Origin of the sequence: Promicromonospora sp. NPDC050249 (assembly GCF_040656015.1) — a bacterium.
GTDB lineage: Bacteria > Actinomycetota > Actinomycetes > Actinomycetales > Cellulomonadaceae > Promicromonospora.
Window position 1 is genome coordinate 1 of the sequence record NZ_JBFAKY010000064.1, and the last position, 14,610, is coordinate 14,610.

The 14,610-nt window shown below is 72.4% G+C and carries 15 protein-coding genes and 1 tRNA gene; 13 read left to right on the forward strand and 3 right to left on the reverse strand.

All coding sequences use genetic code 11. The features are described from left to right. The 9 genes from AB0I32_RS26610 to AB0I32_RS26650 all read left to right on the forward strand — a co-directional run. A partial coding sequence (locus AB0I32_RS26610) for a tetratricopeptide repeat protein (protein ID WP_357511622.1) occupies positions 1 to 2,248 on the forward strand: 2,248 nt, incomplete at its 5' end. Between the two features lie 52 nt (positions 2,249 to 2,300). Further along, positions 2,301 to 3,413, forward strand: a complete 1,113-nt coding sequence (locus tag AB0I32_RS26615; RefSeq protein ID WP_357511624.1) for a PP2C family serine/threonine-protein phosphatase — start codon at positions 2,301 to 2,303, stop codon at positions 3,411 to 3,413. Positions 3,414 to 3,439: 26 nt separating this feature from the next. Continuing rightward, positions 3,440 to 4,735: a VWA domain-containing protein gene (locus AB0I32_RS26620; protein WP_357511626.1), complete on the forward strand. Its 1,296-nt coding sequence runs from the start codon at positions 3,440 to 3,442 to the stop codon at positions 4,733 to 4,735. After that, a complete protein-coding gene (locus AB0I32_RS26625) occupies positions 4,732 to 5,589 on the forward strand; it encodes an FHA domain-containing protein (protein ID WP_357511628.1) in 858 nt (285 codons plus the stop codon). Before AB0I32_RS26620 ends, AB0I32_RS26625 begins: the two co-directional genes overlap by 4 nt. Before the next feature lie 205 nt (positions 5,590 to 5,794). After that, positions 5,795 to 5,974, forward strand: coding sequence for a hypothetical protein (locus tag AB0I32_RS26630; protein WP_357511630.1), 180 nt, complete (start codon positions 5,795 to 5,797; stop codon positions 5,972 to 5,974). A gap of 316 nt (positions 5,975 to 6,290) precedes the next feature. Further along, complete coding sequence (locus tag AB0I32_RS26635; RefSeq protein ID WP_274995760.1) at positions 6,291 to 6,440, forward strand: hypothetical protein; 150 nt, start codon at positions 6,291 to 6,293, stop codon at positions 6,438 to 6,440. A 156-nt stretch (positions 6,441 to 6,596) separates the two neighbouring features. Next, positions 6,597 to 7,232, forward strand: a complete 636-nt coding sequence (orn, locus tag AB0I32_RS26640) for an oligoribonuclease (RefSeq protein WP_357511632.1) — start codon at positions 6,597 to 6,599, stop codon at positions 7,230 to 7,232. Positions 7,233 to 7,303: 71 nt separating this feature from the next. Beyond that, positions 7,304 to 7,379 (forward strand) — tRNA-His (locus AB0I32_RS26645). A 121-nt stretch (positions 7,380 to 7,500) separates the two neighbouring features. Next, entirely contained in the window at positions 7,501 to 8,430 is a 930-nt protein-coding gene (locus AB0I32_RS26650) for a MerR family DNA-binding transcriptional regulator (RefSeq protein WP_357511634.1), read from the forward strand. Positions 8,431 to 8,448: 18 nt separating this feature from the next. Here the strand turns inward: AB0I32_RS26650 and AB0I32_RS26655 are convergent, their stop codons facing one another. Both AB0I32_RS26655 and AB0I32_RS26660 read right to left on the reverse strand, forming a co-directional pair. Beyond that, the gene (locus AB0I32_RS26655) at positions 8,449 to 9,348 is read right to left on the reverse strand and encodes a hypothetical protein (protein ID WP_357511636.1); all 900 of its coding nucleotides are present in this window, start codon (positions 9,346 to 9,348) and stop codon (positions 8,449 to 8,451) included. Positions 9,349 to 9,415: 67 nt separating this feature from the next. Beyond that, positions 9,416 to 10,486 carry an ATP-binding cassette domain-containing protein gene (locus AB0I32_RS26660; protein ID WP_357511638.1) on the reverse strand — a complete coding sequence of 357 codons (1,071 nt, stop codon included), beginning with the start codon at positions 10,484 to 10,486 and terminating at the stop codon, positions 9,416 to 9,418. A 41-nt stretch (positions 10,487 to 10,527) separates the two neighbouring features. On the opposite strand from AB0I32_RS26660, the gene AB0I32_RS26665 reads away from it, so the two are divergent. Then, on the forward strand, positions 10,528 to 11,187 hold the full coding sequence (locus tag AB0I32_RS26665; protein ID WP_357511640.1) for an ABC transporter permease: 660 nt from the start codon (positions 10,528 to 10,530) through the stop codon (positions 11,185 to 11,187). Next, positions 11,184 to 11,867 carry an ABC transporter permease subunit gene (locus AB0I32_RS26670; RefSeq protein ID WP_357511642.1) on the forward strand — a complete coding sequence of 228 codons (684 nt, stop codon included), beginning with the start codon at positions 11,184 to 11,186 and terminating at the stop codon, positions 11,865 to 11,867. Before AB0I32_RS26665 ends, AB0I32_RS26670 begins: the two co-directional genes overlap by 4 nt. Positions 11,868 to 11,880: 13 nt before the next feature. Here AB0I32_RS26670 and AB0I32_RS26675 read toward each other — a convergent pair whose 3' ends face one another. Beyond that, positions 11,881 to 12,477: a helix-turn-helix domain-containing protein gene (locus AB0I32_RS26675; RefSeq protein WP_357511644.1), complete on the reverse strand. Its 597-nt coding sequence runs from the start codon at positions 12,475 to 12,477 to the stop codon at positions 11,881 to 11,883. Between the two features lie 65 nt (positions 12,478 to 12,542). Here AB0I32_RS26675 and AB0I32_RS26680 point away from each other — a divergent pair, with 65 nt between their 5' ends. Both AB0I32_RS26680 and AB0I32_RS26685 read left to right on the forward strand, forming a co-directional pair. Then, positions 12,543 to 13,373 carry an SDR family oxidoreductase gene (locus AB0I32_RS26680; protein ID WP_357511646.1) on the forward strand — a complete coding sequence of 277 codons (831 nt, stop codon included), beginning with the start codon at positions 12,543 to 12,545 and terminating at the stop codon, positions 13,371 to 13,373. 116 nt (positions 13,374 to 13,489) lie between these two features. Next, positions 13,490 to 14,521 carry a glycine betaine ABC transporter substrate-binding protein gene (locus AB0I32_RS26685; RefSeq protein WP_357511648.1) on the forward strand — a complete coding sequence of 344 codons (1,032 nt, stop codon included), beginning with the start codon at positions 13,490 to 13,492 and terminating at the stop codon, positions 14,519 to 14,521. Positions 14,522 to 14,610: the final 89 nt, after the last annotated feature.

Here is a 14,610-nt window from a genome sequence, read left to right on the forward strand (position 1 = left end):
CGACGTGTGCGGCACGCCCGCCGGGGGCAACCCCGCAGGCGACGCGCTCGCCGAGGTCGCGGCGTCGTGGACCAGCGAGGACCCGGACGCCTCTACTGTCCGTGCCTCCGGATCTGCCCCGGGCTCTGCGCCCGGCGCCATGTCCCAGCCGTCGACCGGCCGCACCAGCTCGTCCCGCCTCGCCTCCACGGCGCTCGGCTCGGCGCGCGCGTCGTCGTCCGGCACATACCAGACGCGCCGGGTCGGCACCGGGTCGACCCGGCTGCGCGGGCACCGCCTGGGCGCCGGCCTGACCACCGTGCCGCACACCCCCGTCGCCGATCCCCTGCAGGCCGTCATGGCCACGCCGGAGCTCGCGGAGAACAAGCGCTTCTGCCCCACGTGCGGTCAGCCGGTCGGACGCGCCCGCGACGGTGTGCCCGGCCGCATCGCCGGGTTCTGCGGACACTGCGGCGCACGGTACGACTTCGCGCCCGCGCTCAAGGCCGGCGACCTCCTCGCGGGCCAGTACGAGGTGGTGGGCTGCCTCGCGCACGGCGGCCTGGGCTGGATCTACCTGGCCCGCGACCGCAACGTCAGCGGCCGCTGGGTGGTACTCAAGGGCCTGCTCAACGCGGGCGACCGCGAGGCGTACGAGGCCGCGGTCGCTGAGCGCCAGTTCCTCGCCGAGGTCGAGCACCCGCTCATCGTCGAGATCTTCAACTTCGTGCTGCACGAGGGCCTCGGCTACACCGTCATGGAGTTCGTGGGCGGCAAGTCGCTCAAGGACGTGCTCAAGGAGCGCCGTGATCTGGGCGGAGGGCAGGCCCGCCCGCTGCCCGTCGACCAGGCCATCGCGTACATCCTCGAGGTGCTGCCGGCCTTCAGCTATCTGCACGACCACAACCTGCTGTACTGCGACTTCAAGCCGGACAACATCATCGCCCAGGGCGACGGCGTCAAGCTGATCGACATGGGCGGCGTGCGCCGCACCGACGACATGACGTCGGCCATCTACGGCACCGTCGGCTACCAGGCGCCCGAGGTGGCCGAGATCGGGCCGTCGGTCGCCTCCGACATCTTCACGCTGGGCCGCACCCTGGCTTCCCTGGTGCTGGACTTCCGCGGCAACACGACCGTGTACCAGGCGTCGTTCCCGCCGGTGTCCGAGACGCCGGTCTTCCAGAAGTACGACTCGTTCTACCGCTGGCTGGCCAAGGCGTGCGCGCCGAACCCCGCCGACCGGTTCGGCGGGGTCGACGAGGCCCGCGTCCAGCTTCTCGGCGTGCTGCGCGAGGTGGTCGCCACCGACAAGGGCCCCGGGTACACGGCGACGACGTCCGCCGAGTCGGTCCTGTTCGGGGTGCCGCCGCTCGACGGCTCCGACGGCGCGCTGGGCTGGGACGAGCTGCCGGTCCTCAAGGTGGACTCCACGGACCCGATGGCGTCCTGGCTGTCCGGCGTGAACGTCACCGACCCGACGGCCCGCATGGTCGCGCTCGCCGGCGCGGCCGAGCCCACCGTCGAGGTGCGGCTCGCCCTGGCGCGGGCCGCGATCGAGGCGGGCGACCTGGACCGCCTGCGCGAGACCGTCGCACAGATCCTCGAGCACGACCCGTGGGAGTGGCGCGCCGCCTGGATGGAGGGCCTCGGCCACCTCTCGGCGGGCAACCCGGCAGCCGCCCGCGCGTCGTTCAACGCCGTCTACGGGCAGGTGCCCGGCGAGCCGGCCCCCAAGCTCGCGCTCGCCACGGCCTGCGAGGTCTCCGGTGAGCCCGGCGTCGCCGAGCAGCTGTACGGCACCATCGCGCGAGCCGACTCGAACTACACGGGCGCCGCCGCCTTCGGCCTCGCCCGGGTGCGGGCAGGGGGCGGCGACCTCGACGGCGCCCTGCGCGCGCTCGACCTGGTGAGCCCCAGCCGAGGGTCCTTCCCCGACGCCCGTCTGCGGCGGGCCCGGCTCCTCGTCGACGCGCGGCGCACCCTGCTCGACCTGTCCGACGCCGTCGCCGGGCTCGACGCCGCCCACGTCCCCGACCGCCCCAGGGCCGAGGTCACCGTCGATGCCCTCTCGGGCGCGCTCGACCTGGTCACGAAGGAGGGGCCGGACCCGAGCGTGCGGATAGCCGGCGCCGAGGCGACCGAGCCCGAGCTGCGGGACCGGCTCGAGCTCGCCCTGCGCACCCTCGCCCACCTCACCGACGACCGCTTGATGCGCGTGGACCTCGTCGACCGGGCAAACTCCGTACGACGGTGGACCATGCGTTGAGCGGTCGATCGACCTGAAGACCCCCCGACGTGGCAAGGAGACCTACCCAGACATGAGTGCCGACGACAGTAGCCTCGTCCGCTGTCCCAGCTGCGGAGAGAACGCGGCGCCCCGCGCCAGGTTCTGCGAGAACTGCGGCACGCCGCTGGGCAGCTCCGGTGCGAGCATCCCCTCCGAGGTGACCCTCGACGTGGCACCCACCGTGGTGGACCCCGACCCGGCGACCGGCGACACCTCCGGCCGCCGGTCCTGCGGCGCCTGCGGCGGCACCATCGCCCCGGACGGGTACTGCACCGACTGCGGCACCCCCGGCCAGTCCGAGCGCGACCACTTCGAGGAGCGCCCGGCCGAGTGGGTGGCCGGGGTCTGCGACCGCGGTGTGCGGCACCCCCGCAACGAGGACGCGATGGCCCTCGCCGCCAGCGGCACCTTCGCCGCCCTCGTGGTGTGCGACGGCGTGTCCAGCGCACCAGACTCCGACGTCGCCTCGCTCGCCGCGAGCCGCGCCGCGCGGGACGTGCTGGTGGCCTACGGCCCCGAGGGGGCGAGCTCCGTGGTCGGCGCGACCAGCCGCCGCATCGCGGGCTGGACCGACGCGATGGTCGCCGCCTCCCGCGCGGCGGGCCAGGCAGTGCGGGGTGCAGCGGAACAGCTCGCCGCGACGAAGGGGAAGGACGTGGCGGACGACCCGCCGTCGTGCACCTTCGTGGCCGCGGTGGTGGACCACGACCTGATCGTCGCGGGCTGGCTCGGCGACTCCCGCGTGTACTGGCTGCCGGACTCGGGTCAGCCGGAACAGCTCAGCGTCGACGACTCGTGGGCCCAGGAGATGATCGCGGCCGGCGTGCCGCGCGCACAGGCCGAGACGTCGCCCCAGGCGCACGCGATCACGCGGTGGCTGGGTCCTGACGCCCCGGACACGGACGCTCGCTGCGCCGCGACCGTCCCGTCCGGGCCGGGCTGGCTGCTCGTCTGCTCCGACGGCCTCTGGAACTACTGCTCCGACGCGGACGAGATGGACGAGCTCGTGCGCCGGTTCGCCACCTCCGGCGACCCGCACACCACGGCCGCGGCGCTCGTGCGCTGGGCCAACGCGCAGGGCGGGCGGGACAACATCACCGCAGCACTCGCCCGCGTCTCCCCCACTGTCACCGAGCAGCGATAGCCTGCCGTTACCCGAGAGGAGCCACCGTGGCCGAGTTCTCCGCCGAGGTCTTCCAGAACGAGTTCCTGTCCGACGGCGCCACCGACGTGCACGCGGTCGTGTCCGTGACGTGCACGGGCGCGGGTGCCGTCGGCGGTGCCGGGGTGAGCGCCGGCGCTCCGGGCGGCGTCGCCGAGATCGTCGCCGTCGACACCTCCGGGTCCATGCAGGGCCGCAACATGGAGGCCGCCAAGCATGCCGCGGCGGTGGCCGTGGACCAGATCCCCGACGGCACCCTGTTCGCGATCATCGGCGGCTCCCACGTGGCGACCCGGATCTTCCCCTACCCCAACGCGCGCGTGCCCATGGTGGCCATGGAGCTGGGCGCCCGCAACGAGGCCAAGCGCGCCATCTCGACCATGTCCGCGAGCGGTGGCACCGCGATCTCCTCCTGGCTGCGCCTCGCCGACGACCTCTTCGCGACCGTCCCTGCGGCCCAGAAGCACCTGATCCTGCTGACCGACGGCAAGAACGAGTCCGAGCCGACCATGCACCTCGACCGGATGATCGCCGACGTCACCGGGCACTTCCAGTGCGACGCCCGCGGAGTCGGCGACCGCTGGGTGGTGGAGGAGCTGCGCAAGATCTCGACGGCGCTGCTCGGGACCGTCGACCTCATCGCCCGTCCGGAGGACATCGCCGAGGACTTCTCCGCCCTCGTGCGCAAGTCGATGGCCCGTGGTGTCGCCGCGGTGGACCTGCGGGTGTGGGCGCCACAGGGTTCGGAGGTCCTGTTCGTCAAGCAGGTAGCGCCGGAGGTGGACGACCTCACCGGCCGCCGCACCCAGGTGAACGCCCTGACCAGCGCATACCCCACCGGCGCGTGGGCCGACGAGACCCGCGAGTACCACGTGGCGGTCCGCGTGCCGGCGAAGCCGGTGGGCTCGGAACAGCTCGCGGCGCGCGTGCAGGTCGCGGTCGGCGACGAGGTGACGGCCTCCGGCCTGGTCAAGGCCAAGTGGTCGGACGACTCCACGCTCACCGCCCGGATCAGCCCCGAGGTGGCGCACTACACGGGCCAGGCGGAGCTCGCCTCGGCCATCCAGGAGGGCCTGGCCGCCAAGGCCGCCGGCGACGAGGCAACGGCGACGGTGAAGCTCGGCCGCGCCGTCCAGCTCGCGGCCGAGACCGGCAACGACGACGCGACCTCGCGCCTGCGGAAGATCGTGGAGGTGGACAACGAGGAGGCGGGCACCGTGCGCCTCAAGCGGAACACCGCCAAGCTGGACGAGATGGCCCTCGACACCGCCTCCACCAAGACGACCCGGGTACGGCGCGCATGACGGTCGTCTGCCCGGAGGGCCACACCAGCCAGTCCACGGACTACTGCGACGTGTGCGGTACGCCGATCCCGGCGGGGCCCGCGGAGGTCACGCCCGTCGAGACCCGGTCGGGCGAGACCTCGTCCGCCGCGTCCCCGGCCGGCGGCCCCGTGACCTGCCCCAACTGCGGTGACCTGTCCCCCTCCGGCTCGCTGTTCTGCGAGAACTGCGGGTACGACTTCACCACCGGCACGACGGCTCCGCCGCCGCCCCCGGCGTCAGCCCTGGACCTGAGCGGCCTGAGTGCGCCGCAGCAGCCGGCCCCAGCAGCGCCTACGGGCCCTCCGTCGGGCCCGCCGCCCCTGGATCCGCCGCAGGCCGCACCGTCGCAGGGCACGCCGCCTCCGTCGGCCGGTGCACCCGCGCCGTCGTCCGGCGGCGGAGGGCTCAGCGCGCCGCCCGTCCCGGGCGACGACAGCTGGGTCGCGGAGATCTGGGTGGATCCGGACTGGTACGCGCACGAGCAGCCAGAGGACCCGATGCCGTCGGCGGGCCTGCCGGGCCTGGTCACGCTGCGGCAGCGCAGCCTGCTCGTGGGGCGGCCGTCGCAGTCCCGCGGGATCCGGCCCGACGTCGACTGCGGCAGCGACCCGGGAGTGTCCAGGCGGCACTGCCAGCTGACCACCGACGGGCTGCGCTGGTGGGTGGAGGACCTGGGCTCGTCGAACGGCACGTTCGTCGCCGCCACCGGCGACCCCCTGCCCGACGTCCCGCTGACGCAGGGCGTCCGCCGGGAGATCGAGGAGAGCGACCGGGTCTTCATCGGCGCCTGGACCCGGCTGGTCATCCGGAAGGCGCTCCCGGGCGAGGCCTGACAGGTCGTGGCAGAGGCCCGGGTCACTCAGGTGATCCGGGCCTCTGACCTGGCCGAATAAAAAGCCGTGCGCTGACCGGGTGTCACCTGGGAGGCTCAAGGCACACCGCGGTGACGTCCGTCCGGTCCCATACCGGGCGGTGGAAAGGGTCCGGCCAGACCCATGTCGGGAGACCGGCACCTCCAGCGTCACGAAAGGCACTCACGTGCATACCGAGTACGACCTGGCGCTCATCCTTCACCGGGACCGCCTCCGCGACGCCGACGAGATTCGGCGTTCACGAACGCTCCGCCTGGAGCAGAAGCGACGCAAGGCCGAGGCCCGCGCCGCACGCAGCACCAACAGCCGCGCACGGGTTCCCGCCCTGCGCGTGCGGTCGGCATGACCCCCGTGGCGCCGGCCGGGTTCCACCCGGTACCCGGCGCCCCTCCACACCCCGAAGCAGAGCGCGTGCACGGCACCCGCTCTGCTTCGGCGTTGTACGACCGCTGACCGCTCCGGACGTGACCCCCGTTACGTGCCTGCGCAGCGCCCTGACCTGCGGAAGGGTGCTGCACGTCACCACTGTCCGGCTTGCGCGGTATTTCCGCGATCAGGGATGATGTAACACGACGGAAACAGTGCGAGGCGCCGAGCCGCGACCCGGCCGGTACGCCCCACCGCACCGTCAACCTCTCCCCACCCCTGGAAGGACCAGACACATGCATGCCCAGACCGCGTACTACATCGGCCGCGCACAGGTCGCCGAGATCGCCCGCCGCGCGGAGGTCGCCGGAGCCCAGGAGCGTGCGCTCCGCGAGCGCCCCGAGCGTCGCACCGCCAAGCGCAGCAAGCGACTCCGCCTGATCTGACCGGCTCCGGCGCTCGTGCGCCGTCGCCGAACATCCTGGCCCTTCCTCGGACGACCACCTGGTCGGCCTGCGGGAGGGCCTTCTGTTTGCCCGGACTGTCCCCCTTGACCATGCACGGCGTAACTCCGCTGCTCCGGACGCAATAGGCTGGGCGGCGTGAGCCTTCCCAACCCCAACGAGCGCATCGTCTGGATCGACTGCGAGATGACCGGCCTGGACCTGCGCGCTGACGCGCTCGTCGAGGTCGCCGCGATCGTCACCGACTCCGACCTCAACGTCCTGGGCACCGGTGTCGATGTCCTCGTCAAGCCTCCGGCCGAGGCACTGGCGCAGATGAACGACTTCGTGCGCACCATGCACACCACGTCCGGTCTGCTCGACGAGCTGGACGGAGGGCTGACCCTCGAGGAGGCGCAGGCGCAGATCCTGGCCTATGTCCGCGAATGGGTACCGGAGCCAGGCAAGGCGCCACTGGCCGGCAACTCGGTCGGCACGGACAAGACGTTCCTCGACCTGCACATGCCCGAGCTCGTGGAGCACCTGCACTACCGGATCGTCGACGTGTCGTCGATCAAGGAATTGGCCCGCCGCTGGTACCCGCGCGTCTACTTCGCGTCACCGAAGAAGGGCGGCGGGCACCGTGCGCTCGCCGACATCCTCGAGTCGATCGACGAGCTGCGCTACTACCGCGAGGTCCTGTTCCCCGCCCACCCCGGCCCTGACACGGCGACCGCGCGCGCCGCGGCACAGCGCATCGCCGAGACGTCCGTCACGAAGCAGCTCGCCCCGTAGTTTCAGTTCGGTCCGGGGCTGCCGACCATGTATGCTTTTCGACGGTCGCCGGTCCACAATCGGCGAGCATGGTGGGCGTAGCTCAGCTGGTAGAGCATCGCGTTGTGGTCGCGAGGGCCGCGGGTTCAAGTCCCGTCGCTCACCCCATACGAAGGGCCCCTCACTCAGGTGAGGGGCCCTTCGTCGTGCCGGGCGGCGTTGCTTGACCTCGCCCAAGGGGCAACGCTCATGCTGGGGGACACCGATAACCCGACAGCACCGGAGACCCATGACGAACGAGAAGAACGACCTGACCGCCGGCGAGTTCCAGGCGATGACCGGCCTGACCGCCAAGGCGCTCCGCCTCTATGCCGAGCGCGGCATCCTGACACCGGCATCGGTCGACCCCGACAGCGGATACCGCCGCTACGCACGCTCCCAGCTACGGCACGGGATGACCGCCGACCTCCTGCGCCGCGCCCAGGTCCCGCTGTCCGAGCTAGTCTCGGCAACCGACTTCCCCTTCGACCAGCGACGCGAGACCGTCGAGACGAGGCGGCACCTCGAGGACTTCTACCTTGCCGTCGCCGAGCACGTCACCGCGTTCGACCCGGCGGACTTCACCGCCCACGCCGCCGAGGCCCCGGCTCTCGACTGGGTCGGCGTCATCATCGACCTCGACGTCCCCGACGACGCCGAGGGCTGGATCGAGGCGTTTCACACCGGTCTGGCGGTCGAGACGCCCGCCGTCGGCAAGGCATTCGGCGAGGCGCTCACCGACCTCGGCGTCGGGCCCACGGACGTGTGCTGGACGGCGGTCCCCGACACGACCACGAGGAGCGGGGGCGGACAGCTCCTCCTGGCCCGCCCCGGTCCGGTCCGCCTCGGTGCGGCCGATCGAGAGCACATCGCGGGACGCGTACGTTCCAGCACCGGACAGAGCGTCGTCCCGGTGACCGGAACGCTCCCCTCACGCATCGAGATCACGTTCACGGCCGCCGCCACCGATGATCCAACGCCGATGCCGCTCGGCGTCGCGGAGGCCGCCGCGGGGTATCTGCACATCCTCGCCTTCGAGGACTACGTGGGACGACACCGGCTCACCGCCGCCCAGCCCACCGCACGGCAGGTCGTCCACGCGACGACGTGGTTCCCGCTCGACGCCGTCGACCAGCCGGTCAGCGTCTTCGACGTCCTCCCACCCGCACCCGTGGCCTGACGGTCCGCCCGGCCTCGTTCAGCCAGCCAGCAGCTTGACCACGGCGTCAGCGAGCTTGTCCTCGACGCCCGTGCCGTACTTCATCCAGAGCGACGGCTCGGTGAGCTCCAGCTCGATGACCATGGGGACGCCGTCGTCGCCGGAGACCAGGTCGACGCGCGCATAGGTGAACTCCGCGCCGGTGGCCTCACGGGCCACGGCGAGCGCCCGCTCCGCCACGTCGATCTGGGCGGGCGTGGCCTCGAACGCTTCCTTCTCCTCCTCCGCGTACAGCTCGCTGGTGTCCTCGGCGGGGCCGGTGAGCAGCGCGTTCTTGCGGACGGCGTGGGTGAGCTCGCCGTCGATGAAGATCAGGCACGTCTCGCCGGCGGTGTCGACCGAGGTGACGTAGGGCTGGATCATGACCCAGCGCCCGTCGTCGAGCAGGCGGACGGCGTGCGCGATGGCCTTGGCGCGCGACTGCGCGGACACCGGCTGGTAGCGCCCGGTGTTCTTGGCACCGGCGCTGACCACGGGCTTGACCACGAAGTCGCCGAACGCGGGCATGCGGGTGTGTACCGCGCGCTTGGACAGGTGCCGAGCGGGGTCGAGCCAGATCGTGGGGATCACCGGGATCCCGGCGACCTCGAGCACGCGGAGGTAGCGCTTGTCGGTGTTCCACTCGATGACGTCGGCGGAGTTGGCCACCTTGGGCAGCGAGCGCGCCCACGCGAGGAACTCGTCGTGGCGCGGCGAGTAGTCCCAGGTGGAGCGGACCAGCACCAGGTCGTAGGCGGACCAGTCCACGGCGGGGTCGTCCCACACGGCGGGCTCGGCGGTCACGCCGCGCTGCGCCAGCGCGGCGATCAGCGGCACGTCGTCCTTGTCGAGGTCGGGCAGCTGGGAGCAGGTCGCGAGGGCTACGCGGGCGTTGGTCACGCCCCGAGACTATCGGGACGGGTCAGGCCCGGTCCCGCGCCGAACGCCGCGCACGGAGCGGCGTCGGTCACACTGCGGGCTCGCGGCCGGGCACGTCCTCGGGGACGTCGTCCGTGCGGTCCGCGGCGTCCTGGACGCCCGGCTCGGCTCCGGCGGCGTCCGCGGCCCGGCGCAGCGCACCGAGGATCCCGTCGGCGGTGAGCGAGCCGACGACGTCGCCCGACTCCCCCACGACCGGCACCCGGCCCATCGCGGAGCCGGGCAGCGCGGCGACCGCCTCGAACGCGTCGGTGAGGCGCGCGCCGAGCCGCACGGGCGCCGGGGCGGGCTGGACGATCCGCTCCGCGCCCTCCAGGTCGGCGGTCTGCACGCTCGCGAGCGCGAGCATGCGGGACGCGGCGCCCTCGCCGGTGAAGTCCCGCACCCGGTCGGACGCCGGGTGCGCCAGCACCGCGAGCGGGCTGGCGACCTGCTCGAGCTTGCCGCCGCGGGACAGCACGGCGATCCGGTCGCCGAGGCGTGCCGCCTCGTCGATGTCGTGCGTCACGAGGATCACGGTGGTCCCGGTCTCGCGCTGGATGCGCTGGAACTCCGCCTGCAGGTGCCGCCGGAACTCCGGGTCGACGGCGCCGAAGGGCTCGTCCATCAGCAGCACCGGCGGGTCCGTGGCCAGGGCGCGGGCCACGCCGATGCGCTGCCGCTCGCCGCCGGACAGCTCGTGGGGGTACCGCTTCGCGTAGGTCGCGGCCGGCAGGCCCACCAGGTCGAGCAGCTCCGCGACGCGTGCTCGCGTGCGCTTCCGGTCCCAGCCGAGCAGGCCGGGCACGGTGGCGATGTTCGCCTCGACGGTGCGGTGCGGGAACAGCCCGACGTTCTGGATCACGTAGCCGATGCGGCGCCGCAGCGCCACGGGGTCGGTGGTGGTGACGTCCTCGCCGTCGAGCAGGATCCGGCCCGACGTCGGCTCCACCAGGCGGTTCACCATGCGCAGCGTGGTGGACTTGCCACAGCCCGACGGGCCGACCAGCGCGAGCACCTCGTGCTCGCGCACGGCGAGGCTCAGTCCTTCGACGGCGACGGTGCCGTCCCCGTACGCCTTGCGGACGGAATCCAGCTCGATCACGGTGCGGGCAGCCATGCCTCCGAACCTACCGGGTCACAGGCGGTAGGTTCGGAGGCATGCCCGGCAACCCCTGGTTCTCCTGGTCCTACGTGATCGACAACGCGCCCGTGCTGTGGGAACGGACGGTCGAGCACGCGGGGCTGACCATCGAGGCCGTCGCGATCTCCGCGGCCATCGCCATCCCGCTGGGGGTGCTGGTCTCCCGGTTCCGCTGGCTGTCCGGGCCGGTCGTCGGCACGGCGGCCGTCATGTACACGGTGCCGTCCCTCGCGCTGTTCGCGATCCTGGCACCCGTGCTCGGGATCGGCCGCCCGCCTGTCCTGGTGGGTCTGGTGGTCTACGCGCTGCTCATCATCCTGCGCAACACGGTGGCCGGCCTCGCCACCGTGGACCCCGCGGTCCTCGACGCCGCCCGCGGCCTGGGCTACGGGTCCGGCAGGCTGCTCGTCCAGGTGGCCATGCCCAGCGCGCTGCCGAGCATCATCGCCGGCCTGCGGCTGGCCACGGTGTCCAGCGTCGCGCTCGTGACCGTCGGCGTCGTGGTCGGGTACGGCGGCCTGGGGCAGATCATGTTCCAGGGCTTCCGCAACAACTCCTACCGGGCCGAGATCATGACCGCCACGCTCGCGACGATCCTGCTCGCCCTGGTGCTGGACCTCGCCCTGTGGGCGGCCGGCAGAGCAGTTACCCCCTGGCTGCGCAGGAGGACCTCATGACCGCCCCCACCGGCGTCGTCGACGAAGCCCTCGTGTGGCTCAACGACCCACTGACCTGGACCGAGCCCGGCGGCGTGCTCGAGCTGACCGGCGAGCACCTGGCGATGACCGCCATCGCCGTCGCGGTGGCGTCCGCCGTGGCGATCCCGGTGGGCGCCTGGCTCGGGCACAGCGGGCGGGGAGCCGGCCTCGTCGTCTGGCTCACCAACGCCTCCCGGGCGATGCCGACGCTCGGCATCATCCTGCTGCTCGCCGCGGGCGGGCTGTTCGGCAACACCGCGACCGTCATCGCCGCCGCGTTCTTCGCGGTGCCCGTGCTGCTGGTGAACACCTACGAGGGGGTGCGCGGCGCCGACCCCGACGCCCGAGACGCGGCGCGCGGCATGGGCATGAGCGACGGGCGCATCCTGCTGCAGGTCGAGCTGCCGCTCGCCACCACCCTCGTCGCCGCAGGCCTGCGCACGACCATCGTGCAGGTGGTCGCCACCATCCCGCTCGCGGCGCTCGTCGGCGGAGGCGGTCTGGGCCAGATCATCGCGCTCGGCATGGGCACGCAGCGGTACGGCGAGGTGCTCGCGGGCGGCGTCGTGGTCGCCGTGCTCTGCCTCGCGATCGACATGGTGCTGGCGATCGGGCAGCGTCTGGCCACACCGGCCCCGCTGCGCGCGAGCGCGCGCTAGGCCCGAGCGCGCGCTAGGCCCGGACCGCCGCGACCGCCGCGTCGAAGAGCTCGACGGGATCCGCGGTGCCGCCTGACGCGTGCCACGCGTCGACGGCGATGTCGAGGCACGCGAGCGCCGCGGCGATGATCGCGCGGGCGCGCGGGTCCGCCGTCGGGCCGGGGGTGATGCCGAGCCGCCGCTCGATGTCGGGGGCGAACAGCTCCTGCCAGCGCAGGTGCTTCTCGAGGTGCTTGGCCCGCAGGGACGGTGCGTCGGCGTACATACCGGCGATCTCCAGCCCGGTCACGGCGTCGGTGTCGGGGCCCTGCAGGGTCTTGAGCGCTTCGCGCAGGGCCTCCCACGCGCTCTCGGTGGCCGGGCGTGCCTCGAGCGCGTCGCGCACCCGGCGACCGAGCGCCTCGAGGTCGCCCATGACCACGTCTTCCTTGCTCCCGAAGTAGTGGAAGAACGACCGCCTCGAGATCCCGGCCGCCGCTGCGATCTGGTCGACGGTGGTGGCGTCGAAGCCCTGTTCGGCGAACAGGCGCAGCGCCGTGTCCGTGATCTCGGCGTGGACCGCCCGGCGCGTCCGCTCACGCAGGGTCGGGGTGTCAGGCGTCGAATCCATGAGGCAGATCTTACCCATGGTGCGATTACTTGCACTTGGTGCAACACCCTGCGTACGGTGCAGCCATGGCTGACATCGACTTCACCTCGCAGACCACCATCGTCACCGGCGCCAGCTCCGGGATCGGCGCCGCCTTCGCGCGGGCCCTCGCGAAGCGCGGCTCCGACGTGATCCTGGTCGCCCGCCGCCTCGACCGCCTGCAGGAGCTCGCGAACGAGCTCGAGCGCGACCACGGCGTGCGGGCCACCCCGATCGCCCTCGACCTCAGCCGGCGCGGAGCCGGGCAGGTCCTTGCGGGCGAGGTAGCGGCACGCGGCCTCACCGTGACCGGGCTCGTCAACAACGCCGGCTTCGGCACCGACGGGCCGTTCCACGAGGAGGACCCGGACCGGCTGCAGGACGAGATCACCGTCGACGTCGCGAACCTCGTCGACCTCTCACGCGCCTTCATCGAGCCGCTCCGGCAGGAAGGCCGCGGGATCCTGGTCAACGTCGCGAGCGTCGCCGCCTACGCGCCCGGGCCCGACATGGCCGTCTACTCGGCGTGCAAGGCCTTCGTCCTGAGCTTCACCGAGGCACTCTGGTTCGAGTCACGGTCGAGCGGCCTCCGCGTCCTCTCGCTCGCCCCGGGGCTGACCCGCACCGAGTTCTTCGACGACCTGTCCGGCGGCGCCTACAACGGCAGCTACCAGACACCCGAGCAGGTGGTCGCAACAGGCCTGCGCTCGCTGGACCGAGGAAACCGCCGGCCGAGCATCGTCTCGGGCCGCGGCAACGCGCTGGCGGCAGGGCTCGGACGGTTCTTCACCCGGCGGCATGCGGTGCTCCTGTCCGGATCGCTCGGCGCCCGCTCGCGTGACACCGACGCGGCCGGGCGGGCCGGGGCGAACAGGTAGATGTAACGACATTCTCACGAGCGTGTTTCGCCCTTGCCATAGTCGGCCGGCCGGGGTCGAATGGGATCGATCGAAGCCGTAGAACAGTTGTACGTCACCCACGTTCGGAGACATCGATGAAGTTCCCCCGTACGCATCTATCCCTGCCCCGGGCGCTCGGCGCGGCGGTCGCCGTCGTCAGCCTCACCGTCCTCACCGCCTGCGGCGAGCCGGGATCCGCCGGAGGGAGCGGCGGCAGCACCCCTACGGGCGGCGGCAGCGTCGCGGCCTGCGAAGCGGTTCCCGGCGACGAGCTGGTGGTGCTCGACGACGACAAGCAGCTGCAGACCGTGGACAACATCATCCCGGCGATCAACGCGGCGGCCGTGGAGGGTGACGACACCCTCGTGCCGCTCCTGGACTCGGTCTCGGCAGCGCTCGACACCGACACGCTGATCAGCCTGAACAAGGCGGTGGACGTCGACCGCCGCACCTCCAAGGAGGTCGCGGAGGAGTTCGTGGCCGACGCCGGCCTCGATGCCCCCGAGCAGAGCGGCAGCGGCAAGATCGTCATCGGCGCCGCCGACTTCGCGGAGAGCGCCACGCTCGGCACCATCTACGCGACGGTGCTGAACGCCGCCGGGTACGAGGCCGAGGTCACCACCATCGGCAACCGTGAGACCTACCTCCCGGCACTGGAGGACGGCAAGCAGGTCCAGATCATCCCCGAGTACGTGGGCACGCTCACGGAGTTCCTCAACAAGGACGTCAACGGGGCCGAGGCCGAGGCGGTGGCCAGCAGCGACCTGGACGCGACCGTCGAGGCACTCACCGGGCTCGGCGACGAGGTCGGCCTCGTGTTCGGCCAGCCCTCCCCCGCTCAGGACCAGAACGCGTTCGCCGTGACCAAGGCCTTCGCGGACGAGCACGGCGTCACCTCGCTCAGCGAGCTCGCCGAGGCCTGCGGCGGCCTCGTGCTCGGCGGCCCGCCGGAGTGCACGGAGCGCCCGTTCTGCCAGCCGGGCCTCGAGGAGACCTACGGTCTGGAGTTCGCGGAGTTCCGCTCGCTCGACGCCGGCGGCCCGCTGACCAAGTCGGCGCTCCAGCAGGGTGAGGTCACGCTGGGCCTGGTCTTCAGCTCGGACGGCTCCCTGACCCCGTCGGAGTAGCCCCTCCCTGGACTGCCGCGGCGGCGTCGACCTGCAGCTCCTCGGCATCGGCACGGACGGGCACATCGCGTTCAACGAGCCGGGCTCGT

Excerpts from the sequence above, each read along its gene's own strand:
- AB0I32_RS26615 (WP_357511624.1), top strand. The coding sequence starts at position 2,301 with ATGAGTGCCGACGACAGTAGCCTCGTCCGCTGTCCCAGCTGCGGAGAG.
- AB0I32_RS26625 (WP_357511628.1), top strand. The coding sequence starts at position 4,732 with ATGACGGTCGTCTGCCCGGAGGGCCACACCAGCCAGTCCACGGACTAC.
- AB0I32_RS26635 (WP_274995760.1), top strand. The coding sequence starts at position 6,291 with ATGCATGCCCAGACCGCGTACTACATCGGCCGCGCACAGGTCGCCGAG.
- AB0I32_RS26650 (WP_357511634.1), top strand. The coding sequence starts at position 7,501 with ATGACGAACGAGAAGAACGACCTGACCGCCGGCGAGTTCCAGGCGATG.
- AB0I32_RS26660 (WP_357511638.1), bottom strand. The coding sequence starts at position 10,486 with ATGGCTGCCCGCACCGTGATCGAGCTGGATTCCGTCCGCAAGGCGTAC.
- AB0I32_RS26665 (WP_357511640.1), top strand. The coding sequence starts at position 10,528 with ATGCCCGGCAACCCCTGGTTCTCCTGGTCCTACGTGATCGACAACGCG.
- AB0I32_RS26670 (WP_357511642.1), top strand. The coding sequence starts at position 11,184 with ATGACCGCCCCCACCGGCGTCGTCGACGAAGCCCTCGTGTGGCTCAAC.
- AB0I32_RS26675 (WP_357511644.1), bottom strand. The coding sequence starts at position 12,477 with ATGGATTCGACGCCTGACACCCCGACCCTGCGTGAGCGGACGCGCCGG.
- AB0I32_RS26680 (WP_357511646.1), top strand. The coding sequence starts at position 12,543 with ATGGCTGACATCGACTTCACCTCGCAGACCACCATCGTCACCGGCGCC.
- AB0I32_RS26685 (WP_357511648.1), top strand. The coding sequence starts at position 13,490 with ATGAAGTTCCCCCGTACGCATCTATCCCTGCCCCGGGCGCTCGGCGCG.